The organism is Niveispirillum sp. SYP-B3756, assembly GCF_009495745.1.
Classification (GTDB): domain Bacteria; phylum Pseudomonadota; class Alphaproteobacteria; order Azospirillales; family Azospirillaceae; genus Niveispirillum.
This window is the reverse complement of sequence record NZ_WIDQ01000001.1, coordinates 305,174-329,731: the sequence shown is the minus strand read 5'-3', so window position 1 is coordinate 329,731 and position 24,558 is coordinate 305,174. Positions and strand designations below refer to the sequence as shown.

Below are 24,558 nucleotides of genomic sequence, written 5' to 3'. Positions count from 1 at the left end.
ATAGGTGATGATAAGAGAATTCAGTCTCGTGCCTGACAGTGTCGCCACCCCTATTGACTTTCCTGTCCAAACCCCCGGGTTGGCGCCTGGGCTGGCACCGTTACTGTTGGCCCTGGGGCGGGCGTGGCGTTGGCTGGCGCTGGCAACACTTGTCGGTGCGGTCTTGATGTCCCTGGCCCTGCATGTCGTGCCGCCGCAATTCACCGCCACCATGGTGGTTGGGCCGACCGGCCGCAGCGGGCCGGTCTCGATGGGGCCGCGCACACCGGCCCTGACTCCGGCTGCCGGCCGCTCCATCGCCGAACAGGGCACGGCGGATGAGCTTGTATCTGATTTTTCCCGCTATCTGGCGCTGCTCACCTCTGTTCCGGTGGCGGAAAAGCTGGAGGGTGATCCGGAGATCATGCGGGAGATATTTCGGACCTCCTGGGATGTGGAGGCGGGGCAGTGGCGCCCGCCCACCGGGTTGGCGTCACGGTTGGGGCAGGCACTGCGCTGGCTGGCCGGGCACCAGACCTGGGCACCCCCGGATGCTGCCGATCTGTCACGCCATCTCAAACGCCAACTCTCCATCGAATCGGTGTCTGGCGGACCGCTGCGTCGGCTTGTTTACCGTCATGAAAAGCGGGATTTCGCTATCGTGCTGCTGACCCGCCTGCATGGGGCGACGGAGGCACATTTGCGCGAGGAGGCGGCGCGCCGGGTCAAGGCTGAAATGGACCATGTCGGTCGTCGCCTGGAAAGCCTGTCCAATATGGAGAATTCCCGTGCGCTGTCCGCCCTGATGGGGGAGCAGGAACGATTGCTGCTGATGCTGGATGTGGGCTTGCCCTATGCGGCTGATGCGCTGGAGGCACCATCCGCCCTCAGCCTGGCGGATTGGCCTAATCCGATCCTGCTGGTGCCGGCGGGGGCCGTTGGCGGGCTGTTTCTGGCCCTGTTCGGCATTGGGGCCTATCATGGCTGGCGGCGGGGGTAGCGAGATGCCAGCAGCACACCCGATCCCAGTTTCCGTGGTCGTGATGACCCGCAATGAGGCGACGAATATCGCTGATTGCCTGAGTTGCCTGGATGCCTTCGCCCAGGTGCTGGTGGTGGACAGCCACAGCAGCGACGATACCGCCAGCATCGCAGAGGGGATGGGGGCGGATATCGTGCTGTTCCGCTGGAACGGCCGTTATCCCAAGAAAAAGCAATGGTCGCTGGAATGGCCGGGGCTGGCGCATGACTGGGTGCTGTTCGTCGATGCCGATGAACGGCTGCCCCCTGCCCTGGTGGCGGAAATCGCCGCCCTGATGACGCAACCCCGCCCGGAGGCGGCATTCTTCATCGACAGCCGGCCGGTCTGGCTGGGGCGGATGCTGCGCTATGGCAGCCCTTACCGTAAAATGGCGCTGCTGCACCGTCGCCGCAGCCATTTTCCGGTTTGTGATGACCTGCAGGTCAGCGCGATGTGGGAGGTGGAGGGCCATTACCAGCCCGAGATTGACGGGCCGGTCGGGCATCTGCGCACGGCGATGATCCATGCCGACGAGAAACCACCCTTTGCCTGGTTCGACCGGCATAACCGCTATTCCGACTGGGAAGCGGCATTGGATATGGCCGGTACGGCCGAATATTGCCGGCTGGCCGGGGAAAGGGGCTGGCGTCGTCTGGCCAAACGGCTGGTGGCATACCTGCCAGGTCGCCCGCTCTGGGCCTTCCTGCACTCTTATGTCTTGTATCTGGGATTTCTCGATGGGCCGCCGGGCCTGCACCATGCGGCGGCCCGGGCTTTCTACTACTGGTCGATCAGCCTGAAGCGTGACTGGCTGCGGGCGCGGCGGACAGCATTGCCACCCGCCTGCCCGCCAGCGACTCAGGCATCCTTGCTGGATTCGTTCGTGTCACCGGCCAATGCCTTGACCAGTTCGAAGGTGCGCCGCCGCACCATCTCTTCCGGAATGCGATAATAAGCACGGACCAGTTCCAGCGTTTCGCGCCGTGCCATGGATTCGAATTCCTGCGTCTCGCTCGGCTCTTCCATCGCGGTTTCGACATCCTGCACCGGCAGATCGTCGAAGAAGAAGGTCACCGGAACGCCAAGAACCTGACTGAGGTTGAACAGGCGGCTGGCGCTGATGCGGTTGGCCCCCCGTTCATATTTCTGCAGCTGCTGAAAAGTAATGCCAACAGCTTCGCCAAGAATTTCCTGGCTGAGACCAAGGAGGGTGCGGCGCAGGCGCAAACGCTGACCCACATGAATATCAATGGGATTGGGGCCCTCCCCACGCTTGGAGAGAGAGTAGGGCTGCGCCAGCCCGTTCTTGGTCACCAGCTTTTTCTCAAGCATCACGCACTCCATACAAAAACCTATCCTTAGGTATATAGCAGCGCGCGCACCGGTCAAATACGACAGGTTGCATAGCTCGCGCATATTCGTGCACACAACTTTGATTAAAATTGTTTACTTTTAATGGAAAGGTTGCGGGTCGATACCCCCTAAGCCCATGTAAATGGTGAATTAACAGCCTTTTGATGAGTGGACATGCCGAATCAATGGTCCCGAAACCTCAGAAAGGCATATGCCTTCGGTACGTGTTTGCGAAAAATGGATGCGACACTTTGTAGCAGTTTCAGGGCGAGCGAAAAGCTTGGAGACAGCCTTAGCTGGTACATTCTGATCCGATGTTGTTCATCCCGACCCCGCGCTGCCTGTTGTCGGGACAAGCCGCCGGGGGCGAAGCAGGCAATCAGCAGGGGAATCCGTCGGATTGAGTCGGCGCGGGCCAGGGCTTGCAGGGTCACCGCATAGTCACCCGCGATGCGATAGCCGCAATTGAAATGCAGACCGGCCAGCAGGTGCCGGCGGTAGAGGATGGCGCAATGATGGGCTGGCATCCCATAGAAGGCCCAGCGCCAGTGACGGGCCGGTTTGCGCCGCATCACCCCGTCGCCCGGATCCTCGGCCGCGTCGCCATAGATCAGGTCGGCCGCGTCAGCGGGCCGTGTCAGTGCCAGCAGGGTCGGCAGGACCGACGCATCGGCCAGCCGGTCGCCGGCGTTGAGGAACAGGACGAACCGGCCCGTGGCCTGCGCCAGGCCGCGATCCATGCCGCCAAACGGGCCGCCATCGGCCCGGCTGTCCAGCCAATGGGGCCGGGGACCGGCCCCCGCCAGGGCGGCCAGCGTATCGTCGCTGGAGCCCCCATCGACCACCAGCCATTCCACCCCGACCGGCAAGATCCCGAGGCTGGCACGCGTGGCCGCCAGCCCGGCACGATCATGGCGCACCACGGTGATGATGCTGAGGTCGGGGGCGGTCATTTCAATCGCTGATGCTGGCGATGGCGGCGGCGCCGAAGGCGATCTGGCTCAAGATGGTGGTGATGCTCTGGGCCAGGGGCAGGATTTCCAGCGGTTCGGCGTCGCGCGGTACCACCAGCATGGCCCCCGGCGTCACCGCCACCCGGCCATGACGGCCGCGTGGCTGGTCCAGCGGCTCGGCGCTGCCATCGGGATGGATCAGGAAGATGCGGTCATCATCGGCAAAGCGGGTCAGGCCGCCGGCATCCCGCAGGTAATCCTCCGCCTGTTTTTGCGGATCGAACAGCAGGCTGGCCGGGGCCAGCACCTCGCCCGCGACGGTGACGGTGGCAGGGCGCTTGGGGATATAGAGCCGGTCACCGGCCTGCAGGCTGATATCCAGCTCCGGTCGGCTGGCCAGGATCTCAGGGTCAATCTGCACTGTGATGCGTCCCAGGCCGCTGGTGCTGCGCAATTCCTCCGCCAATTGCCGGGCGAGCGCCACGCGCTGTGGATCGGGCGGGTTCTTGCCACCCAGCATCTGCGCCAGTTCCCGATCCATCTCACGCGCAGCCCGGCGCAACCCTTCCTCCTCGGCCACCCGGGCGCTGTCGCGGGTGAAAATGGCGCCGGCCGGATAGGCCTGGGGTGTCAGGCCCCCCGCCCGTGCCAGCAGGCTGGACAGTTTTTCCCCTGGTGCCAGATCGAACCCTCCTGGTTCCATCACCTCTCCCGCCACCATGACGCTGCGCAATTCCGTCGGGCGGCGGTGCAGGGCCACCCGCAACGCCTCACCGGGGCGGATGGGGCGCTCCGCCCCCACGCCGCCAGCCAGCAGGCTGGTGGGCGCGTCGGTTCCCGCTGCGGGCACCAGTTCCACCCGGTTTGGGTCCGCTTCATCCCGCAATCCCCCCGCCGCCCGCAACAGCGCGGCCAGCGGCAGGGGACCGGCCACCGGATAATCACCCGGCATCGCCACAGCCCCGCGCACGCTGATGATACGTTCTGCCAGTAAGGCACGGATCTCCGCTGACAGGGGGATGGGGGCAACTGCCTGTGCTGCTCGTTGCGCCACCGGTGTTCGTTCCGTATTGGGAATGATGTCTCGTTCAACGCTCGGAAAGGCCAGCCGCACCTGATCGCGGGACAGGATGGTGAGCCGGTCACCGTCGCGCAGGCGCAGGTCGAAATGCCCGGCCACCACCTCGGCCGGGGCGAACAGCAGTTTTTGGCGCGCGATATTTGCGCTGTCGAAACGGTCCAGAATGGCGACAAGCCCATAGGCATCATCGCGCAGCAAAGCACCATCCCCCAGCAGGCTGACCAGCGTGCCGGCTGTGGTCAGGGGGCGGAGCCCTGGCTGCCGGACGGCCCCGGAAAGGGAGACGCCATCGCCGCCAATATCCACCACCTCCCCCGGCTGCAGGCGGTGATCGTCCATCGCGGCCGCACCTGCCAGAGGGGCGATCAGGCTCAGCTTTGCGCCGGGCAGGATCGGATAAGGGCCGGGACGCAGGGCACCCTGGCGCAGAAAGGCCGACTGGCTCAACAGAAAGGGCAACAGGTCCGGCTGATCCTGGAACAAGGGGGGGCAGGGCAGGTCAGGCCCTACCATCTCCCGCGCGGCCAGCGCCAGGGGGCCGGCGGCCAGCGGGCCTGCCGGGTCGGCGGTCAGTGCGGCAGAAAGGCTGCGCAGGCCCGGACAATCGCCCTCCTGTGCTGGCGTAGCCTTGGTGAATTCCGACAGCACTGCGCGCGAGCGTAAAAAGGCGATATCGTCCGCCCCCAGCAGCACCAACTCATCCCCATCCTGGCTGGGAATGTCGCTGCGCCCGGCCAGCATTTCCCCCAAATCGACCGCTCGCATCTCTGCCGCACCGCCGGCCCGGTTGCGTCGCAGCAGCACGGCCAGCGGTTGATAGAGATCGGGCGGCAGGTCGTTCCGGTCGATCAGATCAACCAGACGGGCGGCAAAGGGCCGGGCCCCCGGCGTTTCCACATGGCCGGAGAGGGACAGGCTGCCGGCCCGTGTGCCGCCATCGGGCGTATGCAGCAACAGGTCGCCATCCTGCATTCCCACCATGTCGGGTGCGGGCAGGGGCCTTGCCGCCTCCACCCCCTCACGGTCATAGCGCAGCAGCACGGTCCGGTCTCCGCCCGGTCGCAGGGGACCGCCGGCCAGGGCCAGCGCCATTTCCCCATCGATGATGTCATCGGCGGGCAGCTCATAGATGCCGGGCCGTTTCACTGCACCGGCCACGGCGATGGTGGGGCCCAGCGGCGGCACCACCAGCCGCGCCCCGTCGCCCAGCACCTGGGTGGCCGGTCCGTCCCCCTGTTCCAGCAAGGCGTAAAGGTCCAGCACCAGCGGTTCTTCGCCCGGTCGCAACAGCCGGATGGCACGCAGGCTGCCCTGGGGGCCGATGCCGCCGGCCGCCAGCAGCGCATCCAGCGGGGTGGCGAAAGCGTTCAACTGCTGGCGGCCCGGCCGCGCCACCTCCCCCAGCACCAGTACCCCCACCTGCCGGGTGCGCCCGATGGAAAGATAGGCCTGGGTTTGCAGATGCGCGGCGGACACCGCCTCTTCCACCTCCCGCCGCAGGTCACCCAGGGTACGGCCGGTGGCCTGCAGGGGGCGCAGATCCTCCACCGTCAGCAGCCCGTCCTGGCCGATCAGGTGGCGGCTGCTGCGGCTGACCTGTCCGCGCAGATGCAGAACCAGTTCATCCCCCGGTCCCAGCCGGTAATCGTCGGCGATGGCACCCATGGGCGGCAGGATGGCCGAATCCGCGCCTGGCCTGAACAGATCGCGGCCATAAAGCCGCAATTCCTGCCCAGCGCGGCGGCTGAACAGCAATTCCACCGCGCTGGGGGCCTCTGCCCCCCACACCGCATTGCCGCTCAGCGCGCAGAACGCGAGTGTGAAAAGGGTGATCAGTATTTTCAGCGGCAAATCCACGGCATATGCAGGCGATGAATAGTATATGACCCATCATACACAATTCATCGCCTGCTGCCATGTTGGCAGTGCAACCTTATATGAGCGGGTTGCGGCCGTCGGCCCCCATGATGGGGGCATAGAGCGCCGGCCGACGGTCGCGGAAGACGCCCCAGCCATTGCGGGTGCGGGCCACCGCATCCAGGTCGAAGGTGGCGGTCAGCAGGGCCTCGCCCGTGCGCTCCGCCTCGGCAATCTTCTCTCCTTTCGGTCCCGTAATGAAACTGGAACCGTAGAAGGTGATGCTGCCTGTCTCGAATGTTTCGGTACCGATCCGGTTGCTGGCCACCAGCGGCACCAGATTGGCGCCGGCATGGCCCTGCATGACGCGCTGCCAATGGTCGCGGCTGTCCAGGCTGGCATCCTGCGGTTCAGAGCCGATGGCGGTGGGGTAGAACAGGATTTCCGCCCCCTGCAGGGCCATCACGCGGGCGGCCTCGGGGAACCATTGATCCCAGCAGATGCCGGTGCCGATACGGGCATAGCGGGTCTGATAGACCTGGAAGCCGCTATCGCCCGGGGTGAAATAGAATTTCTCCTGATAGCCCGGCCCGTCGGGGATATGGCTCTTGCGATAGATGCCCAGGATGCTGCCGTCGGCATCAATGGTGGCCAGCGAATTATAATGCGCATTGTTGGCCTTCTCAAAAAAGCTGAGCGGCAGCACCACCGAGAGTTCGCGGGCCAGTTCGCACATGCGGGCCAGCAGCGGGTTGCCATCCGCCGGGGCGGCCAGCTCAAAATATTCCGGCTTCTGGTCCTGGCAGAAATAGGGTGTTTCGAACAGTTCCTGGATCAGGATGATCTGTGCGCCCTGGGCGTGGGCGGCACGGATCATCGCCTCGGCCTTGGCGATATTGGCTGCACGGTCCCAGCTGCAGGCAAATTGCGTGGCGGCAACGGTCACTTGGCGCATGGATGGGCTTCCCGGCTGAGGATGGTTGTCCCCACCATAGCCAAGCCGGCCCCCTGCTGCCCAGGGGGCTTTGGCATGTTCGTTTTATGACAGTTGATTGTATCATCCCAAGGGGCATGGGACATGGCCCTTGGCGGCCAGCGACTGCTGGCCCGCCGCACGTGCGGCGTGAGCCAAGGGCGCGGATGCGCCCGCCCGGCGATTGAGGGAACGTATAGAATCACAAGAGCCATGATCAATGGCTCTTGCGATCACGCCAAATTGCGCCGGTGGCGCAGCACCAGGGCCAGGAAGAAGGGGGCACCCAGCAGGGCGGTGACCACACCCAACTTCAGTTCCGGTCCTGGTCCGCCCAGCCGCACGGCGATATCGGCTGCCAGCAGCAAGGCCGCCCCACCCAGGGCCGACAAAGGCAGCAGGCGGGAGGGCTGATAGCCGGCCAGCGGCCGCAACAGATGCGGCACGATCAGGCCGATAAAGCCGATGGCCCCGGCCACGGCGACGGCCGCCCCCACGGCCAGCGCGGTGCCGCCAATGGTGAACAGGGCCAGCCGCGCGGTGGAAAAGCCCAGGGAGCGGGCGGTATCCTCCCCCAATGACAGCGCATCCAGCCCGCGCCCGACCGAGAGCAGGGCCAGCGATCCCGCCAGCATGAACGGCGCCGACACATATATATGTGTCATCGATCGATCGGCCAGAGAGCCCAGCATCCAGAACACGATCTCCGACAGGGCGAATGGGTTGGGGGACAGCGACAGCGCCAGGGAGGTCAGGGCGCCGGCCAGGGAGTTGATGGCCACCCCGGCCAGAATCAGCGTCAGCATCCCCGCCTGTTTGCCGGCCAGCAGATAAAGCAGTGTCACCGCGATCAGGGCCCCGGCGATCCCCCCCGCTGGCAGCGCCAGCGGGAACAGCAGGCCGGCCCCGCTGTAAAAGGCGATGACGGCGCCCAGCCCGGCACTGGCGGAAACGCCGATCAGGCCCGGTTCGGCCAGCGGGTTGCGCAGCAGCCCCTGCAAGGCGGCACCGGAAAGGCCCAGCACCGCCCCGATCATCAAAGCCAGCAGGGCGCGTGGCAGGCGGATATCGGCAAAGATAATGGCGGCGGTGCTGTCCCCGCCGCGCCACCAATCAGCCAGGGCCAGCGGCAGAGAGATGGCGCTGGGCCCCACCGACAGGGACAAGACGAACAGCGCCACCACCAGCAGCAGCAGGGCAGGGACCAGCCAACGTCGCATCATGGCCGCCGCTCCGTTGCCAGAAGATCGCGTGCTGCCGCCAGCCGGCGCACGGCTTCGGCGGTGAAGGGGCCACCGCAGGTCCAGAGCCGGGCGGGAACGGTGGGGCGGCGTGTTACAGGTACGGCATGGGTCAGGGCGGGATGGTTCAACAGCTGGCCATTCAACGAAGGGGCTTGCCCTTCGTCCCTATCCATCAGCAACAGGTCTGGCGGATCGGCGGCGATGCTTTCCAGGGGCAGATAGCCGTAACCGGCCAGCCCCTTGGTGGCCGCGTAATTTTCCATCCCGGCCGCCTGCATCGCCGAATCGGACAGGGTACCACTGCCGGCGGTGAAGGCACCGGGTGCCAGCGCCAGCACGCGCAGCCGCGCCTGACCAGGGGGCGGCCGTGCTTGATCCAGCGTGCTGTCCATGGCGGCGATCACTGCTTCCCCCCGTTCTACCGTGCCCAGGGCGGCGGCGACGCTGCGTATCTGCTGGCGGATGGCCGTGAAATCAGCGGTCAGACCAACCTCCACCACCTTGATGCCATGGGCGCGCAACAGCGCCACGGTGGGGCGCGCGGTATATTGCCCCGCCAGCACCAGATCGGGCCGCAGTGGCAAGACCTCCTCCGCCTGGCCACGCAGCAGCGGCAGACCCGCCGCCTCCGCTGCCAGGGCGGAAAGGCTGGGGTCGGCGGCCAGGAAGGACAGGCCGGCAATCCGCTCCCGCGGGGCCAGCGTCAGCAACAACTGATCGGTGCAGAGATTCAGTGAGACGATGCGGCTCGGCGGTGTGTCCGCTTTTGCCATGATTGGATCGAGAATCGCCATAAACAGAACAAAGAGGCCAGCAAAAAAGGGGTGGTGGCCCCACCTTCGCTCTGGCTTTGCCCCGGCGGATGGCGGTGGTCGCACGATCAATATCCCCCTCCCGGCGTGGCAGGCGGACTTAAGCCGCCCTGCCACGCTTATAGGGTGGGGGCCGGGCAGGCTGCAACCGCGCAAGGGGCGGCATGGCGTCATGGGGGTGACAATGGGACGGGGACATATCGGCCTCACCGGCAGTGCCGGCACCGGCAAGACGACGCTGGGCAAGGGGCTGGCGGCACGGCTGGACCGGGAACTGGTGGCGGAGGCGATGCGGGCCAGGCTGATGGCCGGCTTCGATCTGCATCAATTGACGCGGGCGGGGCACCGGAGCTTGCTGCTGGAGGACGCCACCAGCCTGGCGCGGCGGCTGACCAACGACAATACCCCGCTGCTGACTGACCGGACACCGCTGGATATGGCCGCTTTCTGGCTGGCCAATGGGTACGGTGTGGAGGCTCCGGCGGCGACGGAGGCGTTGCTGGCCCGCGCCATCTGCGCCATGGCTGACTATGAGCGGGTGATTCTGTTGCCTTGGGGGGCCTTGCCGCTGGCCGATGACGGTATCCGCAGCACCAATCCCTGGATGCAGCTGCACTTCCAGACGATACTGGAAGGTCTGTGCCGGCGCTATGTGGTGCCGGAACGCTTGGTGCTGCTGCCCGAAACGATCACAGCTCCGGCAGATCGGCTGGGCTGGGTGCTGGACCAGCTTGATCGGTAGTACCAGGGGTCATGTCACATGCCCCCTGCAGGCCAGCGACCGCTGGCCCGCGCCCGCGTGGGCGCGTGAGCCAAGGCGGCGGATGCCGCCGCCCGGCGCTGAGGGAGCTGATAAATACCAATCGACTCAGAGGAAATCATCCTCGTCATCGTCCGGTTCCGGCAGGCTGGCACCGGTGGTGATGGCATCGGTCAGCTTGGCGCCCCGTATATTGGCTTCCAGCAGGTTGGCCGATGTCAGATCGGCCCCGCGAAGATCAGCGCCCGACAGGTTGGCCCCGCGCAGCATGGCGCGGGTCAGACTGGCCTGGACCAGAATGGTATTGGACAGGTTGGCCGGCCATTTGCGCCCGGTGCCCCGGCCGTTTGGCCCCTTGATTTCCACCGAGCCGACCTTGGCGGCATCCAGCTTGGCTCCTGTCAGATTGCTGCCGCGCAGGTTGGCGCCGTCCAGCGTCGCCCCCGTCAGGTCGGCAAATTGCAGGCTGGCCCCGGACAGGTCGGCCATCACGAACATGCCGTCGCGCAGCTTGGCGCCGGAAAAATTGACGCCCTTCAGGTTGGAGCCGCCCAGATTGGCGCCGATCAGATCGATATGGGAGAGATCCTGGCCTTCCAGATCGGCCCGCTCCCCCTTTTCGCCATTGCTGACGATCCATTGCTGGTGCGCGGTCAGGATGCGTTGGATGGTGGCGGAGAAGCTTTCCGCCGAGCGGCTGAAATTAGCCCCCAGCATATCGACGCTGGACAGGTCCACCCCTTCCAGGTTGGCCCCCTGAAGGTCGGCATTGCGCAGATTGGCCCCGCTCAGCATGGCGCCCGTCAAATTGCAATCCCGCAGCCGGGCCCCGGCCAGGTTGGCTCCGGCCAGATTGACGCCGCGCAGGTCGCTGCCGGAAAAATTGGTGTTCTTCAGCGCCGACCGGGTCAGGTTGCAGCCAGCCATCTGCGCCCCGGAGCAATCGGCTCCCACCAGGGAACATTCCGACAGGTCGGCCCCGGCCAGATTGGCATTGGCCAGGGTGGCATCCTCCATCTCTGCGCCGCGCAGATCGGAGGGTTCCATCTTCACCGAACCGGGGTTGCGCCGGTCCAGCAGGGCGCCGCCGCGCAGGTCCGCCCCGCGCAGGATAGCGCATTTCATCCGCGCCCCCCGCAGATGGGCACCGCGCAGATCGGCGTTGGTCAGGTTGCAATTGATCATGATGGCGCGGTTCAGCCGCGCGGCGAACAGATCGGCCGCCGTCAGATTGACGCCGGTGAAATCGCATTCGGTCAGGTTGGCCCCCGACATCTTGCAGTTCTGCAGGTTGGCGCCGGAGAAATTATGCCCCTGCAGGTCAGCCAGGGCCAACATGGCGCGGGCCCCGCCCATCTGGCGTTTCAGCCAACGTTCGTGCTTGTCGATGACGGCGATCAACTCGTGCGGGGTCATGTGGCCGACAATCCCGGGAACGGGGCCTAATGCCCCAAGATGAACTTTCCTTGAACGTGCCACATCCAAAGTGAAATGTGTTAGAGAGTTCGGAGATTTTTCCGCATCGCCCGCCCGCCGGGCATCAGCTTTCGGAGTCTGTTCCCGTGGACGATAAGATCAGCGCCGTGCCGACCCGCCATATCGTCACCGCCTATGACGAACAGCTGAACAAGCTGCATGGCTTCATCCGCGAGATGGGGCAGCTGGCCGGGGCGCAGATCGTGGATGCCGTGGCCGCCATGACCGACCGTGACGGCGCGCTGGCCACCCGCGTGATGGAGCGGGACCGCCGCCTGGATGAACTGGAGCGTGAGGCGGAGGCCCAGACCATTCGCCTGCTGGCCCTGCGCCAGCCGGTAGCCAATGATCTGCGCGTGGTGGTGGCAGCCCTGCGCATTTCCAGCAATCTGGAACGGATCGGCGATTTTGCCAGTAATGTGGCCAAGCGCAGCCTGGCGCTGGACGCGCTGCCGGAAATATCGCTGACCCATTCGATGAACCCCATCGGCCGCGCCGTCAGCGAAATGTTGTCCAACGTCATGCAGGCCTATGAGACAGATGATCTCCAGGCTGCCCTTGCCGTGCGTCAGCGCGATGAAGAGGTGGATCGCGCCTATACGGCGCTGTTCCGCGAATTGCTGACCTATATGATGGAAAGCCCGCAGCGCATTACCGCCTGCACCCATCTGCTGTTTGCCGCCAAGAATTTGGAGCGGATCGGCGATCACACCACGAACATCGCCGAAACCATCTGCTTCCGCATCCAGGGGGAGGCGCTGGCCGTAGAGCGGGCCAAGGGCGATGACACGTCCACCGTCACGGTGATGCCGGGCTGATTCTGGCCTTCGGTCCTGGCACAAGGTTTGCTTTGCCTTAGGGGTAAACCAGAACCGGAACCGATCCCATGCCCCGCCAGACAGCCAACACCCAGTGCGACTTTTCCAGGCCGGTCGGGCGTCATGGGCGCCGGGCCGGCCTTTTCTGTGCGGCATTGGCCCTGTGCCTGGGTTTGGGCGGCTGTACGGCGCGGCCGATGGCCACCAGCATTCCCATGGCACCGCAGCCGGTTTTGCAATCGGCCGGGCAGTGGCAGGTGGTGGCGGAAGATGTCGCCTCGGCAATTTCAGCCCATCTGGAATTCCAGATGGGCAGGAAGGTGCCGGTCCAGCTTTATATGATGCGTCGGGAGGACACGCTGTTCGCCGACGCATTCCTGAACGCGGTGACGACCCGGCTGGTGCAGAAGGGCCATCCGGTGGCCGTTGATTCGCGCCCCGACGTCACGTCGGTGGGAATCGATGTGCTGACGGTGAAAAGCAATGCGCCGCGCCTGGATGCCGCCCCGATCCCCGGTCCCTTGACCTTTCTGGCGGCCGGTGTGGGGGTGGCCTCGGCCCTGTCCGGCGGCACCTTGTCGAAATTCCCCTGGGGGATCACCGCAGGGGCGGCGGCGGCCAGCCTGGAAATGTGGAACAACAAGGCGCCGGAAACGGATACGGAGCTGATTCTCACCGTCTCCATCGCGCGGGAGGGTTTCTATACCTTCCGCACCAGTGCGGTCTATTACGTGAATGAAGCCGATATCTGGCAATATATCGGCAATAACGGCGTTGCGGGTGGCGCGCGCGGGGTCAATCTGAACAGCGTGCCACAGGGCGTGGTGCGCTATGACCTCGCTGGCAAGCCATACGTTATGAGGAATTGAAGGCCTGTCTGCCTCAGGGGGAGGCGCGGGCGGGGCCGCTGGTGCCGGTTGTCAGGATTGAACTGACGACCTACCGCTTACAAGGCGGTTGCTCTACCACTGAGCTAAACCGGCTGACCAGGGTTCGACCGGTTGCAGGGGACTTCCCTGCAACCGGGCCGGGACATTAGCGCCGTCGCGCGACCTCGTAAAGAGCTACAGCAGCTGCATTCGAAACATTCAGGCTGCCGATGGGGCCGCCGGTCGGCAAACGCACGATTTCATCGCAACGTTCGCCCGTCAGACGGCGGATACCTTCGCCCTCAGAGCCCATGACCAGGGCGCTGCGGCCAGTCAAGTCAACCTGATGCAGGTTGCGCACGCCTGATTCGGCCAGACCGACGGTCCAGAAGCCGGCGGCCTTCAGATCATCAATGGCCCGGGCCAGGTTGGTGACGCGCACCAGCGGCACCACCTCCACCGCACCGGAGGCCGTTTTGGCCAGGGTGCCGGTGACGGGCGGGGCATGGCGATCCTGCACAATGACGGCCTTGGCGCCGAATGCAGCGGCAGAGCGCAGCACAGCGCCGACATTGTGCGGATCGGTCACCTGATCCAGCACCACCACCGTGGCGGATGGATCATTGGCGGCGGCGATGCAGATATCCTCGATCTGCACTTCCGGCAGCGGGGCGCAGGACAGCGCCACGCCCTGGTGCACGGCACCCGGCGGCAGCAGCTTGTCCAGGTCGTCCTTTTCCACCAGCTGCGGCTCCGGCCGGTCCAACTCCGCCTGCGAGGCCTTGTCGAAGGCGCTGTCCAGCGCCTCCAGCCCGGCCTCGGTCACGAACAGGTCACGAATCTTGCGGGCCGGGTTGGTCCAGGCGGCGGCGACGGCGTGAATGCCATAAAGCAGATTGTGCTTATTCAGTGCCGGGCCGACGCTGGCGCGCAACGGGGCTGATTCTTCCAGGCCCAGTTCCTCGGCGGCCGAGAGCGGCCGGCCGGGATTGCTGCGAACCGGGCGACTGTCACCGCGCGGCGGGCGCGAGGGGGCGCCATCGCGGCTGATGCGTGCCGGTCCGCCATCGCGGCCGGGACGCCCGCCGGAGCGGGCGTCGTCGCGGGCAGGGGCACGCCCGCCGGGGCGGGTATCATCACGGCGGGGACCGCGTTGGGGCTGGCGATCATCCCCCTGATGTTCTGCGCGCTCACGCGTGACGCGCGGGCCACGGGCGGGCCTTTCCTCGTCACGGGTGAAGCTTTTGGCCGCGCGGGGGCCCTTTGCGGGCGCGCCGGGCTTGCCACGACCAGTGTCGCGGCCGGTGGTGGAGGGGCCGCTTTTGCCGCGGCGGTCGGATTTGGAGGAGGGGGGTCGGTTTCTCATAGGCGCACTTTCCGTCAAACCCAGCATTTCCGCCAGCCATGAAAAAATCTTGAGGGGTGTGTAAGAAAGTCATTGACGGAAAAATCCGAGCCTTTATAAAGCGCCCCGTTCCGGCCGCTGGCCGAGAGCGGCACCGAGGAAGGGTGGCCGAGTGGTTAAAGGCAGCAGACTGTAAATCTGCCCGCATAGCGTACGCTGGTTCGAATCCAGCCCCTTCCACCAGTTCAGGCGCGCCTCAGATGATGGGGCGCGCCGTTCTGCTTGTGGTGCGCTCTCTTAAGGTAGGCGACGGGGCGTTCCCGTGCGGGTGTAGCTCAATGGTAGAGCAGAAGCCTTCCAAGCTTACGACGAGGGTTCGATTCCCTTCACCCGCTCCAACGTTTCAAGTTTTCCACGACCCGGCGTCTCAGGACGGATCAGGCAAGGGCACAGGATACCATGGCGAAGGCAAAGTTTGAGCGGACGAAGCCGCACTGCAACATCGGCACGATCGGCCACGTTGACCACGGCAAGACGTCGCTGACCGCGGCGATCACCAAGGTTCTGGCCGAGAAGGGCGGCGCGACCTTCACCGCCTATGACCAGATCGACAAGGCCCCGGAAGAGAAGGCTCGTGGTATCACGATCTCGACCGCACACGTTGAGTATGAGACGGACAACCGTCACTATGCGCACGTGGACTGCCCGGGCCACGCCGACTATGTGAAGAACATGATCACCGGTGCCGCCCAGATGGACGGCGCGATCCTGGTTTGCTCTGCCGCTGACGGCCCGATGCCGCAGACGCGCGAGCACATCCTGCTGGCCCGTCAGGTCGGCGTGCCGGCGCTGGTGGTGTTCCTGAACAAGATGGATCTGGCCGATCCGGATCTGGTTGAGCTGGTCGAGCTGGAACTGCGCGAGCTGCTGTCTTCCTATGGCTTCCCCGGCGACGATATTCCGATCGTTCCCGGCTCTGCCGTTTGCGCCCTGAACGACACGCAGCCGGAAATCGGCCGCGAAGCTGTTCTGAAGCTGATGGCCGAGGTTGACCGTTACATCCCGCAGCCGGAGCGTCCGGTTGACCTGCCGTTCCTGATGCCGATCGAAGACGTGTTCTCGATCTCGGGCCGTGGCACCGTGGTGACCGGTCGCGTTGAGAAGGGTATCGTCAAGGTCGGTGAAGAAGTTGAAATCGTCGGTCTGAAGGACACGGTGAAGACGACGGTGACCGGCGTTGAAATGTTCCGCAAGCTGCTGGACCAGGGCCAGGCTGGCGATAACATTGGTGCGCTGCTGCGCGGCACGAAGCGTGAAGACGTTGAGCGCGGTCAGGTTCTGGCCAAGCCGGGTTCGATCAAGCCGCACACGGACTTCGAAGCCGAGACCTATATCCTGACCAAGGAAGAAGGCGGCCGTCACACCCCGTTCTTCGCCAATTACCGTCCGCAGTTCTACTTCCGTACCACGGACGTGACGGGTTCGGTGACCCTGCCGGAAGGCACGGAAATGGTGATGCCGGGCGACAATATCCGCTTCGCCGTGAAGCTGATCGCCCCGATCGCCATGGACGAAGGCCTGCGCTTCGCCATCCGTGAAGGCGGCCGCACCGTCGGCGCCGGCGTCGTGTCGAAGATCGTCAAGTAATCACGCTGCCTTCGGGTGGTTTGTGAGGGGAAGAGGCCGCTGGCAACAGCGGCCTCTTCCTTATTATAGGAGGCCATCCTCGGGATGGTTTTCGTATGCGGCGGGCGCAACGTTCCAATGCGATGAAAATTCGACAGACAGTGTCATCTGACTGTTGCGTCGCGGCGTTATCTGCGCTATCAACCCGCACTCCCGAGCGGGTGGGCCGGATTGGAAATAAAATTCCATGACAGCCAGCTGGTATCGGGCGCGTAGGAGTGTAGCTCAATTGGTAGAGCACCGGTCTCCAAAACCGGGGGTTGGGGGTTCGAGCCCCTCCACTCCTGCCATCCCTTCAAGGGGACGGCACCTCGCAGAAAATCGGCTCCTTCGCCGATGCCCGTGCAAGGAGCGCAATGTCGGGTTATTCCCAATCAGGAATGATGGCTAAAGCCGCCATGGCGAAGACAAATCCCGCAGAATTCTTGCGCGAGGTGCGCCGTGAGGTCGCCAAGGTCACTTGGCCGACGCGGAAAGAGACGACCGTTTCGACCATCATGGTGTTTGTCATGGTCATCCTGGCGTCCGTCTTTTTCCTGGGGGTGGACCAGATCATCGGGCTTGGCATCCGCCTGATTCTCGGCATTGGAGGCTGACCATGGCGATGCGCTGGTACGTCGTTCACGTTTATTCCGGTTTCGAGAAGAAGGTCGCCCAGGCGATCCGCGAAAAGGCCGCTCAGAAGGGCCTTGAAGACAAGTTTGGCGACATCCTGGTTCCGACCGAAGAGGTCGTTGAGGTTCGTCGCGGCGCCAAGATCAACTCCGAGCGCAAGTTCTTCCCCGGCTACGTGCTGGTGAAGATGGAGCTGGAGGATGAGACCTGGCATCTGGTGAAGAATGCGCCGAAGGTGACAGACTTCCTGGGCGGTGGTGGCAAGCCGCAGCCGATTTCGGAAGCCGAGGCGCTGCGCATCATGAATCAGGTGCAGGAAGGCGTGGAGCGGCCCAAGCCCTCCATCAGCTTCGAAGTGGGTGAGCAGGTGCGCGTCACGGACGGGCCGTTTACCTCCTTCACCGGTCTCATTGAGGAGGTCGACGAGGACAAGGCCCGCGTCAAGGTCGCGGTCTCCATCTTCGGTCGCGCCACCCCGGTGGAGCTGGAATATACCCAGGTCGAAAAGATCTGACCCCATTCCGGCCGATGCTCACATCGGCCGGATTTCATGCGTGGGAGGCCGGGCCCCAGAAGTCCAGGGGCAGCCGCACCACGCGATCCCATGATGGGGCGGCCTGGCCGCCCTGTCAGTTTTTGAGGATTGTGTCATGGCGAAGAAAATCGTCGGTTACATCAAGTTGCAGGTTCCGGCCGGCAAGGCCAACCCGTCGCCGCCGATCGGCCCGGCGCTGGGTCAGCGCGGCCTGAACATCATGGAATTCGTCAAGCAGTTCAATGCAAAGACGGCCCAGCTGGAACAGGGTATGCCGATCCCGGTGGTCATCACCGCTTTCGGTGATCGTACCTTTACCTTCGTTACCAAGACCCCGCCGGTGACCTACTTCCTGAAGAAGGCCTCGGGCATCACCAAGGGTTCGTCCACCGTCGGCAAGTCCGCCACTGTCGGCAAGGTCACGACCTCTCAGGTCCGCGCCATTGCTGAACAGAAGATGGTCGACCTGAACGCGAACGACGTGGAAGCCGCGATGAGCATGATCATCGGTTCCGCTCGTTCCATGGGTCTCGAAGTGGTGGAGGGCTGATAAATGGCCATCGGTAAGCGTCTGAAGAAGGCCAACGCCAACGTTGACCGCACCAAGTTCTACGCCCTGGGCGAGGCTGTTGCGACCGTCAAGGGCAATGCCACCGCCAAGTTCGACGAAACCGTCGAAATCGCGATGAATCTGGGCATCGATCCGCGTCACGCCGACCAGCAGGTCCGTGGCATGGTGGTGCTGCCGAACGGTACCGGCAAGACCGTGCGCGTCGCCGTGTTTGCTCGCAACGCCAAGGCTGAGGAAGCCAAGGCCGCTGGTGCCGATCTGGTCGGTGCCGACGATCTGGCCGAGCAGATCCTGGCCGGCAAGATGGATTTCGATCGCTGCATCGCCACCCCGGACATGATGGGCGTGGTCGGCAAGCTGGGTAAGGTGCTGGGCCCGCGCGGCCTGATGCCGAACCCGAAGCTGGGCACCGTGACCCCGAACGTGACCGAGGCCGTCAAGGCTGCCAAGGGCGGTTCGGTCGAGTTCCGCGCCGAGAAGACCGGTATCATCCATGCCGGTGTTGGCAAGGCCAGCTTCACCGCTGAAGCCCTGGAACAGAATGTCAAGGCCTTCGTGGCTGCGATCAACCGTGCTAAGCCGACCGGCGCCAAGGGCACCTATATCGAGAAGGTCTCGCTGTCCTCCTCGATGGGTCCGGGCCTGAAGGTCGATGTGGCCGATCTGGTTGCTGCGCTGCAGGGCTAAGGCCTTACAGATTTCCCGTCATCCGGCTTGCCGGGTGACGGGCCGGGTTCGGGGGCGCTTTACCCCGGGCCCACCCTGTCCGAGACTGCCGCGCGCCGATGGGAACCCGTTCCCTGACGCTTAATAATCCAGCCGGCATAGACGGGAGCGGAAGAACAATTCCGGGATGGTTCACCGTGGTGGATCGCTTCGGACATGATGTTTGTATGCTTCTGGGACAGGTAAGCCTGGTCTGGTTCGGCCGTTGTCGGATCGGACTTTTCGTGTGACCGGACGGAGGGGGTGACCCACCCGTTCATTCGTGGAGGCGAACCGTGGATCGTTCACAAAAGGAAGCGACGATCGCGGCCCTTAATCTTGAGCTGCAGTCGGCAGCCCTCGTCGTCGTGACTAAGCAGTCCGGCATGACGGTGGCTGAAGTTACCGATCTGCGCCGCAAGATGCGGGCCGCGGGTGCCAGCTTCAAAGTGACCAAGAACCGGCTCGCCCGCATCGCCCTCAAGGGCACGCAGTTCGAGAAGACCGAGGACCTGTTCAAGGGTCCGACCGCCATTGCTTGGTCCAAGGACCCGGTTGCGGCGGCCAAGGTTGCCATTGACTACGCCAAGACCAACGACAAGTTCAAGGTCATTGGCGGCGGTCTCGGCTCGACGGTTCTGAATACGCAGGGTGTTGAAGCCCTGTCGAAGCTGCCGTCGCTCAACGAACTGCGCGCGTCCCTGCTCGGTATGATCCAGACCCCGGCGACCCGTATCGCTGGTGTTCTGCAGGCTCCGGGTGGCCAAGTGGCTCGCGTTCTCGCGGCCTACGCCAAGAAGGACGAGGCGGCCTGAGCCGCATCCTGTTTTCAACAAAGTCAGTGTCCCTAGGAGAACACCATGTCCAAGCTCGAAAAGCTGGTTGAAGAACTGTCCGCTCTGACCGTCATCGAAGCGGCCGAGCTGTCCAAGCTGCTGGAAGAGAAGTGGGGCGTTTCCGCCGCCGCTCCGGTGGCCGTTGCCGCTGCGCCGGCCGCTGCCGCTGCCGCTGCCCCGGTCGAAGAGCAGACCGAGTTCACCATCGAACTGGTTGACGGTGGCGACAAGAAGATCAACGTCATTAAGGAAGTCCGCGCCATCACCGGCCTGGGCCTGAAGGAAGCCAAGGACCTGGTCGAAGGCGCTCCGAAGGTCGTCAAGGAAGGCGTGCCGAAGGAAGAAGCGGCCAAGATCAAGAAGCTGCTGGAAGACGCCGGCGCCAAGGTCGCCGTCAAGTAATAGTGGCGTTCTTCGCTGCATAAGAGGGCGCCGGACGGTGGCTATCCTGAAAGGGATGCCCGCCGCCCGGCGTCGTCTGTCTTTTCTGGACCGGGCTTTCCCGCTATCATCGCGGGCTCGCCCGGGACAGATCCAGGGTGAGGGTTCTGGCAGCATCGGCAATACCGGTGGGGTCGGGCCAAAAACCAAGCATTTCCTCGCTTTTTGCCCAGCGCCGAAGAGCGGAAATGCCGGTTATACGACGCGGAACGGTGGTGCCCCGGCAGGGGTTCCCGCCCGCGTCGATTCGCGTTTTGGCAGGGGGAATCTATTCCGCCTGTCATCAGGGCACTGAATTTTAGCGCGCGACAGCACCGGGCGAGTTCACGAGAGGCACCATGGCCAAGTCGTTCACGGGACGTAAGCGTATCCGCAAGAGCTTCGGACGTATTCCCGAAGTGACCCGTATGCCGAACCTGATCGAGGTTCAGCGCAGCTCCTACGACCATTTCCTGCAAATGGATGTGGCGCCGGAGAAGCGGGCGGTTCTCGGCCTCCAGGAGGTCTTCAAGTCGGTATTCCCGATCAAGGACTTCTCTGACCGCGCCGTTCTGGACTTCGTGCGGTACGAGTTGGAACAGCCGAAGTATGACGTCGAGGAATGCCAGCAGCGCGGCATGACCTTCGCCGCCCCGCTGAAGGTGACCCTGCGTCTGACCGTGTTCGATATCGACGAAGATACGGGCCTGCGCTCCATCCGCGACATCAAGGAGCAGGACGTCTATATGGGCGACATGCCCCTGATGACGGCCAACGGCACCTTCATCATCAATGGCACCGAGCGCGTCATCGTGTCGCAGATGCACCGCAGTCCCGGTGTCTTCTTCGACCATGACAAGGGCAAGACCCACAGCTCGGGCAAGTATCTCTTCGCCGCGCGCGTGATCCCCTATCGCGGTTCCTGGCTGGACTTTGAGTTCGACGCCAAGGACATCGTCTATGTCCGCATCGATCGCCGCCGCAAGTTGCCGGCCACCACGCTGCTGTACGCGCTGGATGGGGCCGACACCGAAGAGCTGCGTGCGCAGCGTCGCGGTCTGGGCAAGGATCTGCTGCCCTATGAGGCGCAGGGCATGACCAAGGAGGAAATCCTTGGCAATTTCTATGAAACGGTGACCTATCAGCGTGCCCGCGACGGCTGGACGACCAAGTTCGACGCCGAGCGCCTGAAGGGCCAGAAGCTGGCGAATGATCTGATTGATGCCCGGACCGGCGAAGTGCTGGCCCAGGCTGAAACCAAGATGACCCCGCGCGTGCTGAAGCGCCTGGTCGAAGGGGGGCTGAGCGACGTCAAGGCCTCCATCGAGGAGATCATCAGTCGCTATCTGGCCGTCGATATCATTGATGAGAAGACCGGCGAAGTCCTGTACGAAGCCGGTGATGAGATCAGCAGCGCTGCTCTGGACCGTCTGGAAAAGATGGGCGTGGAAGAGCTGCCGGTTCTGGCCATCGATCATTTGAATATCGGCGCCTATATGCGCAACACCATGGCGGCGGATCGCAATGCCAGCCGTGAAGATGCGCTGATCGATATTTACCGCGTCATGCGTCCGGGCGAGCCGCCGACGCTGGAAAGTGCAGAAGCGCTGTTCCGGGGTCTGTTCTTCGACCAGGAACGCTATGACCTGTCGGCCGTTGGTCGTGTGAAGATGAACGCCCGCCTCAATTTTGAGACGGACGATCAGATGCGCGTGCTGCGCAAGGAAGACATCCTGAAGATCCTCCGTATTCTGGTGGAGTTGAAGGATGGCCGCGGCGAAATCGACGATATCGACCATCTGGGCAACCGTCGCGTCCGCTCTGTCGGCGAGCTGATGGAAAACCAATATCGTGTCGGTCTGCTGCGCATGGAGCGCGCGATCCGCGAGCGTATGTCGTCGGTGGAAATCGATACGGTCATGCCGCATGACCTGATCAATGCCAAGCCGGCCGCTGCCGCTGTGCGTGAATTCTTCGGCTCCTCGCAGCTGTCGCAGTTCATGGACCAGACCAACCCGCTGTCCGAGATCACGCATAAGCGTCGTCTTTCGGCCTTGGGGCCGGGCGGTCTGACCCGTGAGCGCGCCGGCTTCGAAGTCCGCGACGTGCATCCCACGCACTATGGCCGTATCTGCCCGATTGAGACGCCGGAAGGCCCGAATATCGGTCTGATCAACAGCTTGGCCACCTATGCCCGCGTCAACCAGTACGGCTTCATCGAAAGCCCCTACCGCAAGGTGGTGGACCAGAAGGTGACGTCGGAAGTGGTGTACCTGTCGGCCATGGAAGAAGGCCGCTACATGGTGGCCCAGGCCAACGCGCCCTTGCATGGCGATGGCAAGTTCGCCGAACTGCTGGTGTCCTGCCGTAAGGGTGGTGAATATCTGTTGGCCCGCCCCGACATGATCGACCTGATCGACGTGTCGCCGAAGCAGGTTGTGTCCGTCGCCGCGGCGCTGATCCCGTTCCTGGAGAACGACGACGCGAACCGCGCGCTGATGGGTTCCAACATGCAGCGTCAGGCCGTGCCGCTGATCAAGGCTGACAGTCCGCTGGTCGGTACCGGCATGGAAGCCACGGTTGCCCGTGACTCAGGCGTGACCATCGTGGCCCGCCGCGCCGGCATCGTCGACCAGGTGGACGCCACCCGTATCGTGGTCCGCGCGACCGAGGATACGGACCCGGCGGCCCCCGGTGTCGATATCTATAATATGCTGAAGTTCCAGCGCTCCAACCAGAACACCTGTATCAACCAGAAGCCGCTGGTGAAGGTGGGCGACCGGGTGCAGAAGGGTGACATCATCGCCGATGGTCCCTCCACGGACCTGGGCGAACTGGCGCTCGGCCGCAACGTGCTCGTCGCGTTCATGCCCTGGAATGGTTACAACTTCGAAGACTCGATCCTGATTTCCGAGCGGATCGTGCGCGATGACGTCTTCACCTCGATCCATATCGAGGAGTTTGAGGTTGCCGCCCGCGATACCAAGCTGGGCCAGGAAGAAATCACCCGCGATATTCCCAATGTGGGTGAAGAGGCGCTGAAGAACCTCGACGAGGCTGGCATCGTCTATATCGGTGCCGAAGTCCGTCCGGGTGACATTCTGGTCGGCAAGGTGACGCCGAAGGGCGAAAGCCCGATGACGCCGGAAGAAAAGCTGCTGCGCGCCATCTTCGGTGAAAAGGCCTCTGATGTGCGCGACACGTCGCTGCGTCTGCCGCCGGGCGTGGTCGGTACGGTCGTGGAAGTGCGCGTGTTCAGCCGCCGTGGCGTGGACAAGGACGAGCGTTCCTTGGCCATCGAGCGGGCCGAAATCGAGAAGCTGGCCAAGGACCGCGACGACGAAAAGGGCATCCTGGAGCGCAGCTTCTATACCCGCCTGAAGGAACTGCTGGTCGGTCAGACCACGGTTTCCGGTCCGAAGGGTATCAAGGCGGGCGAAGTGATCGGCGACGATCTGCTGGCTGGCCTGACCCGTGGCCAGTGGCGTCACATCTCTGTGGCCGACGACCATGTGATGGAGTTCATCGAACAGACCGGCAAGGTGTTTGACGAGAGCGTCCAGCGCCTGCAGGAGAAGTTCGAGAACAAAGTCGAGAAGCTGCAGCGCGGCGACGAGCTGCCGCCCGGCGTGATGAAGATGGTCAAGGTCTTCGTGGCGGTGAAGCGCAAGCTGCAGCCCGGCGACAAGATGGCCGGTCGTCACGGCAACAAGGGCGTTATCTCGCGCATCACCCCGATCGAAGACATGCCGTACCTGGAAGATGGCCGGAATGTCGACATCGTGCTGAACCCGCTGGGTGTGCCGTCACGCATGAATGTCGGGCAGATCCTGGAGACCCATCTGGGCTGGGCTGCTGCCGGTATTGGTCGTCAGATCGGCGCGATGCTGGACAAGATGCGGGCCCAGGCCTCGGATGCGGCCGTCAAGTCCAAGACCCTGGACGAGCTGCGTCAGCGCCTGCGCCACATCTATGGCGAAGATGTCTATGGTGATGACATCTCCGACATGACCGATGCCGAGCTGCTGGAACTGGGCAACAACCTGCGTCGCGGCATCCCCTTCGCCACCCCCGTCTTTGACGGTGCGCGCGAAGAGGATATCTGCCGGATGCTGGAAGAGGCCGGTATTGACCGCTCGGGCCAGATGCAGCTGATCGATGGTCGTACGGGTGATCCGTTCGACCGCCGCGTTACGGTTGGCTACATCTACATGCTGAAGCTGCATCACCTGGTCGACGACAAGATCCACGCCCGCTCCATTGGCCCCTACAGCCTGGTTACCCAGCAGCCGCTGGGTGGTAAGGCCCAGTTCGGTGGTCAGCGCTTCGGTGAAATGGAAGTGTGGGCGCTGGAAGCTTACGGCGCGGCCTATACGCTGCAGGAAATGCTGACGGTGAAGTCGGACGACGTGTCCGGTCGTACCAAGGTTTACGAAGCCATCGTCCGTGGCGACGATAACTTCGAAGCCGGCATTCCCGAAAGCTTCAACGTTCTGGTCAAGGAACTGCGGTCGCTGGGTCTGAATGTCGAGCTGAGCCAGCGCGACTTGTAGGACCGGTCCGGTTTGAGGGAAAGCGGCGGGCAGGGGTCCGCCGCTTTCCGGTTCCCGATGATTTTCGAGGCCAGGGCCCGATCCGGCCCACCCCCT

The 24,558-nt window shown here is 63.9% G+C and carries 21 protein-coding genes and 4 tRNA genes; 16 read left to right on the top strand and 9 right to left on the bottom strand.

Going from position 1 to position 24,558, the window contains the following annotated elements; translation table 11 throughout:
- Positions 1-166: 166 nt before the first annotated feature.
- Both GE253_RS01605 and GE253_RS01600 read left to right on the top strand, forming a co-directional pair.
- Positions 167-979, top strand: a complete 813-nt coding sequence (locus GE253_RS01605; protein ID WP_153202371.1) for a hypothetical protein — start codon at positions 167-169, stop codon at positions 977-979.
- Positions 980-983: 4 nt separating this feature from the next.
- Positions 984-1,952, top strand: a complete 969-nt coding sequence (locus GE253_RS01600) for a glycosyltransferase family 2 protein (protein WP_153202370.1) — start codon at positions 984-986, stop codon at positions 1,950-1,952.
- Here GE253_RS01600 and GE253_RS01595 read toward each other — a convergent pair.
- From GE253_RS01595 to GE253_RS01570, 6 genes are all read right to left on the bottom strand, one after another.
- On the bottom strand, positions 1,859-2,332 hold the full coding sequence (locus GE253_RS01595) for a helix-turn-helix transcriptional regulator (RefSeq protein WP_153202369.1): 474 nt from the start codon (positions 2,330-2,332) through the stop codon (positions 1,859-1,861). The genes GE253_RS01600 and GE253_RS01595 overlap by 94 nt on opposite strands.
- 203 nt (positions 2,333-2,535) lie before the next feature.
- Entirely contained in the window at positions 2,536-3,306 is a 771-nt protein-coding gene (locus GE253_RS01590; RefSeq protein ID WP_153202368.1) for a glycosyltransferase, read from the bottom strand.
- A gap of 1 nt (position 3,307) precedes the next feature.
- Complete coding sequence (locus GE253_RS01585) at positions 3,308-6,244, bottom strand: SLBB domain-containing protein (RefSeq protein ID WP_153202367.1); 2,937 nt, start codon at positions 6,242-6,244, stop codon at positions 3,308-3,310.
- A 76-nt stretch (positions 6,245-6,320) separates the two neighbouring features.
- Positions 6,321-7,199 (bottom strand): N-carbamoylputrescine amidase, encoded by an 879-nt coding sequence (aguB, locus tag GE253_RS01580; protein ID WP_153202366.1) that lies wholly within the window; start codon positions 7,197-7,199, stop codon positions 6,321-6,323.
- A gap of 251 nt (positions 7,200-7,450) precedes the next feature.
- Positions 7,451-8,440, bottom strand: a complete 990-nt coding sequence (locus GE253_RS01575; protein ID WP_153202365.1) for an iron ABC transporter permease — start codon at positions 8,438-8,440, stop codon at positions 7,451-7,453.
- A complete protein-coding gene (locus GE253_RS01570) occupies positions 8,437-9,234 on the bottom strand; it encodes an ABC transporter substrate-binding protein (RefSeq protein WP_173012439.1) in 798 nt (265 codons plus the stop codon). The genes GE253_RS01575 and GE253_RS01570 overlap by 4 nt, the downstream gene beginning before the upstream one ends.
- 223 nt (positions 9,235-9,457) lie before the next feature.
- On the opposite strand from GE253_RS01570, the gene GE253_RS01565 reads away from it, so the two are divergent.
- Positions 9,458-10,015 (top strand): AAA family ATPase, encoded by a 558-nt coding sequence (locus GE253_RS01565; RefSeq protein WP_173012438.1) that lies wholly within the window; start codon positions 9,458-9,460, stop codon positions 10,013-10,015.
- A gap of 126 nt (positions 10,016-10,141) precedes the next feature.
- On the opposite strand, the gene GE253_RS01560 is transcribed toward GE253_RS01565, so the two are convergent.
- Positions 10,142-11,449 (bottom strand): pentapeptide repeat-containing protein, encoded by a 1,308-nt coding sequence (locus GE253_RS01560; RefSeq protein ID WP_153202362.1) that lies wholly within the window; start codon positions 11,447-11,449, stop codon positions 10,142-10,144.
- 146 nt (positions 11,450-11,595) lie between these two features.
- Between GE253_RS01560 and phoU the strand changes: the two genes are divergently transcribed.
- Positions 11,596-12,327 carry a phosphate signaling complex protein PhoU gene (gene phoU / locus GE253_RS01555; RefSeq protein WP_348770758.1) on the top strand — a complete coding sequence of 244 codons (732 nt, stop codon included), beginning with the start codon at positions 11,596-11,598 and terminating at the stop codon, positions 12,325-12,327.
- 68 nt (positions 12,328-12,395) lie between these two features.
- Positions 12,396-13,196, top strand: a complete 801-nt coding sequence (locus GE253_RS01550) for a hypothetical protein (protein WP_153202361.1) — start codon at positions 12,396-12,398, stop codon at positions 13,194-13,196.
- Between the two features lie 39 nt (positions 13,197-13,235).
- Here GE253_RS01550 and GE253_RS01545 read toward each other — a convergent pair.
- Positions 13,236-13,310 (bottom strand) — tRNA-Thr (locus tag GE253_RS01545).
- A gap of 52 nt (positions 13,311-13,362) precedes the next feature.
- Positions 13,363-14,562: a 23S rRNA (guanosine(2251)-2'-O)-methyltransferase RlmB gene (rlmB, locus tag GE253_RS01540; protein ID WP_153202360.1), complete on the bottom strand. Its 1,200-nt coding sequence runs from the start codon at positions 14,560-14,562 to the stop codon at positions 13,363-13,365.
- A 137-nt stretch (positions 14,563-14,699) separates the two neighbouring features.
- On the opposite strand from rlmB, the gene GE253_RS01535 reads away from it, so the two are divergent.
- The 11 genes from GE253_RS01535 to rpoB all read left to right on the top strand — a co-directional run bounded on the left by GE253_RS01535 (position 14,700) and on the right by rpoB (position 24,462).
- Positions 14,700-14,784: transfer RNA gene (locus GE253_RS01535), tRNA-Tyr, on the top strand.
- 81 nt (positions 14,785-14,865) lie between these two features.
- Positions 14,866-14,939, top strand: a tRNA-Gly gene (locus tag GE253_RS01530).
- Between the two features lie 61 nt (positions 14,940-15,000).
- Positions 15,001-16,188 carry an elongation factor Tu gene (gene tuf / locus GE253_RS01525; RefSeq protein WP_153202347.1) on the top strand — a complete coding sequence of 396 codons (1,188 nt, stop codon included), beginning with the start codon at positions 15,001-15,003 and terminating at the stop codon, positions 16,186-16,188.
- A 253-nt stretch (positions 16,189-16,441) separates the two neighbouring features.
- Positions 16,442-16,517: transfer RNA gene (locus GE253_RS01520), tRNA-Trp, on the top strand.
- Positions 16,518-16,625: 108 nt separating this feature from the next.
- Entirely contained in the window at positions 16,626-16,823 is a 198-nt protein-coding gene (gene secE, locus GE253_RS01515; RefSeq protein WP_153202815.1) for a preprotein translocase subunit SecE, read from the top strand.
- 2 nt (positions 16,824-16,825) lie between these two features.
- Entirely contained in the window at positions 16,826-17,356 is a 531-nt protein-coding gene (nusG, locus tag GE253_RS01510; RefSeq protein ID WP_089287575.1) for a transcription termination/antitermination protein NusG, read from the top strand.
- Between the two features lie 136 nt (positions 17,357-17,492).
- On the top strand, positions 17,493-17,927 hold the full coding sequence (rplK, locus tag GE253_RS01505; protein WP_153202359.1) for a 50S ribosomal protein L11: 435 nt from the start codon (positions 17,493-17,495) through the stop codon (positions 17,925-17,927).
- Between the two features lie 3 nt (positions 17,928-17,930).
- A complete protein-coding gene (gene rplA / locus GE253_RS01500; protein WP_153202358.1) occupies positions 17,931-18,635 on the top strand; it encodes a 50S ribosomal protein L1 in 705 nt (234 codons plus the stop codon).
- Positions 18,636-18,949: 314 nt separating this feature from the next.
- Positions 18,950-19,468 (top strand): 50S ribosomal protein L10, encoded by a 519-nt coding sequence (rplJ, locus tag GE253_RS01495; RefSeq protein WP_348770756.1) that lies wholly within the window; start codon positions 18,950-18,952, stop codon positions 19,466-19,468.
- Positions 19,469-19,513: 45 nt separating this feature from the next.
- Positions 19,514-19,891 carry a 50S ribosomal protein L7/L12 gene (gene rplL / locus GE253_RS01490; protein WP_153202357.1) on the top strand — a complete coding sequence of 126 codons (378 nt, stop codon included), beginning with the start codon at positions 19,514-19,516 and terminating at the stop codon, positions 19,889-19,891.
- Between the two features lie 377 nt (positions 19,892-20,268).
- The gene (gene rpoB, locus GE253_RS01485; protein ID WP_153202356.1) at positions 20,269-24,462 is read left to right on the top strand and encodes a DNA-directed RNA polymerase subunit beta; all 4,194 of its coding nucleotides are present in this window, start codon (positions 20,269-20,271) and stop codon (positions 24,460-24,462) included.
- The last annotated feature ends 96 nt before the right edge of the window (positions 24,463-24,558 follow it).